This is a genomic window from Streptomyces sp. FH025 (assembly GCF_017427025.1).
Classification (GTDB): Bacteria; Actinomycetota; Actinomycetes; order Streptomycetales; family Streptomycetaceae; genus Kitasatospora.
In genome coordinates this window covers 1-2527 of the sequence record NZ_JAFLNG010000916.1, presented here as the reverse complement: position 1 = coordinate 2527, position 2527 = coordinate 1, and the positions used below count along the sequence as shown (strand labels likewise).

General features: G+C 73.8%; 3 protein-coding genes. All 3 read right to left on the bottom strand.

The annotated features are described in order from the left end of the window. Positions 1 to 1258 (bottom strand): DHA2 family efflux MFS transporter permease subunit (locus J0670_RS35630; protein ID WP_207816752.1); only part of this gene is annotated, 1258 nt, incomplete at its 3' end. Then, positions 1255 to 1440, bottom strand: coding sequence for an MbtH family protein (locus J0670_RS35625; protein ID WP_207816750.1), 186 nt, complete (start codon positions 1438 to 1440; stop codon positions 1255 to 1257). The genes J0670_RS35625 and J0670_RS35630, both read right to left, overlap by 4 nt. Beyond that, a partial coding sequence (locus J0670_RS35620) for a thioesterase domain-containing protein (RefSeq protein ID WP_243437991.1) occupies positions 1433 to 2527 on the bottom strand: 1095 nt, incomplete at its 5' end. The genes J0670_RS35625 and J0670_RS35620, both read right to left, overlap by 8 nt.

Sequence of the window (2527 nt, the reverse complement as noted above, 5' to 3'; positions counted from 1 at the left end):
GGGCGGCGGTGGCGGCGATGCCGAGGGCGCCGCCGAGGGTGCGGATGATGGTGAACAGGGCCATCGCGCGGCCCATCGCGGGTGGGGGAACGTCGGCGAAGCCGGCGATCTGGACGGTGAGGACGGCGGTGCCGAGGACGAGGCCGACGGCGAACATCAACACCCGTACTGTCCAGGGGTTTTCGGCGAAGCCCAGAGAGCCGAGGACGACCGCCGCCAGTAGCAGCGCGGGTAGCGCCAGGCGGCGCGGGCCGAGGCGGGGCAGCAGGCGGTCGACCACCTGGGAGGCGGCCATCAGGCCGATCGCCTCCGGGAAGACGCTCAGCCCGGCGTCCAGGGCCGAGGCGCCGCGTGCCGCCTGGTAGAGCAGCGGGAGCACGAACAGGGCACCCATCAGGCCAGCCGAGGTGAGCAGGGCCAGCCAGCTCGCCGTGCCGAAGGTCCGGTCGGCGAGCAGTCGCAGGTCCACCAGTGGTTCGGTGGTGCGGAGTTGGTGGCGTACGGCGACTCCCGTCAACACCAGGCCGATCAGGCCGGTGAGCCAGACCCCCGGCGAGGACCAGCCGTGCGACGGGCCGAACCCGAGGGCGTAGGTGAGCAGGCCCAACCCCGGTGTGGCGAGCAGGAATCCGGTGGTGTCGAAGCGGCCGGCCGGGGGCTCCTCCTGCTCACCGCGCAGGCCGGTCAGCCCGAGCAGTACGGCGGCGGCCCCGATCGGTACGTTGACCAGGAACAGCCAGTGCCAGGACAGGTGTTCGGTGAGGTAGCCGCCGAGCGGCGGCCCGAGGGCGGGCATCAGCGCGGTCGGGACGATCAGGATCCGGCCGAGGCCCGCCCGTTCGTGCGGTTCGAAGGCGCGGAACAGCAGGGTCATCCCGACCGGGGTGAGCAGTCCGCCCGCGACGCCCTGGACGGCCCGGGCGGCGGCCAGCGTGCCGAGACCGGGGGCGGCGGCGCACAGCGCGGAGGCCAGGGTGAAGACGGTGAGCGAGGTGAGGAAGACCCGCTTCACGCCGTACCGGTCGCCGAGCCAGCCCGCCACCGGCAGGCCGAGGGCGAGTCCGACCAGGAAGGCCGTCTCCACGGCATTGGCCGCCGAGACGGGCCGGCCGAAGTCCTCGGCGATGCGGTACAGCGCGGGGTTGACGATGGTCGAGTCGAGGCCGTTCATGCACATCGCGGCCGTGTAGACGACGACCACGGCGGCGCGCCCCGCCAGCAGGGGGCGCGCCGGGGCCTGGACCGCCGGAGGGGTCACAGGTCGGTCCAGTGGGCGGTGATCCACTCCAGGGCGGCCGCCCGCTCGCACGGGCCGTGGGCCGTGTTCCAGCCGGCCGGGACGGCGGCGAAGGCGGGCCACAGGGAGTGCTGGCCCTGGTCGTTGACGAGGGCCAGGAACTCGCCGTCGGCGTCGAAGGGGTTGGCGGGGGCGTCACTCATGGGTGGTCTTCTCCAGGCGGTCGAGACGGTCAAGACGGTCGGCGATCACGCTCGCGATGTGCGCGATCGGGGTGGGCAGGGTCATGTCCTTGTGCGAGCAGGCCACGTTCGTGTTGTCGATCCGGCCGGACACGTACGGGGACCAGAGGTCGGGCACCAGGGTGTCGTCGATGGTGTCGACGGTGGCGCGGAAGAACAGCACGTCGCCATCGAAGCGGCGGTGGTCGTAGCCGCGCACCAGGTGGTTGGTGTTGAGGTAGATCCGGTTGAGCGCGGCCACGGTGGCCTCGTCGAGTCCGGCGAGCGGGCTGCCCTCGCGGCGCAACAGCTCGGTGACGGCGTCGAGTTCGAGCGGCTTGCCGTCCAGGTCGGCCGGTCCGAAGCCGCCCATGGTGAGCAGGGCCTCCAGCGCCTCGGCCTGGTCGGGGACGGGCAGCTCGCGGAAGCCCTCTGCGGGGTAGGCGTCCAGGATGGCGAGCAACTCGACGTCCTGGCCCAGTTCCTGGAGCCGGACGGCGACGGCGTGCGCGATGATCCCGCCGGTGGACCAGCCGAGCAGCCGGTACGGGCCCTCGGGCTGGACCTCGCGCAGCCGGTCGGCGTAGTGCGCGGCGAGCTCCTCCAGGGTGCCGGGCAGGGCCTCGCGGGCGGTGGCGGCGCCGACGCCCTGGGCCTGGAGGCCGTAGATCGGGAACTCGGCGGGGAGGTGGCGGATCAGGCCGGTGTAGCACCAACTCAGGCCGCCCGCCGGGTGGACGGCGAACAGCGGACGCTTCCGCCCCGGGGCGACGGGCCGCAGGGGCAGCAGCACGTCGAGGGCGTCCGCCGCCTGCGAGCCGACGGTGAGCGCCGCGTCGAGGGCGGCGACGGTGGAGGCCTGGAACAGGGTGCCGATGCCGACCTCCGCTCCGAGCACCTCGCGGATGCGCCCGGCCAGCCGGACCACGAGCAGCGAGTGGCCGCCGAGCGCGAAGAAGTCGTCCTCGGCGCCGACCTCGCCGGTGTGCAGGACCTCCGTCCAGGCCTCGGCGACCAGCCGTTCGGCGCGGCTGCGGGGCGCGGTGCGCTCGCGGCCGGCCGCGGTCGC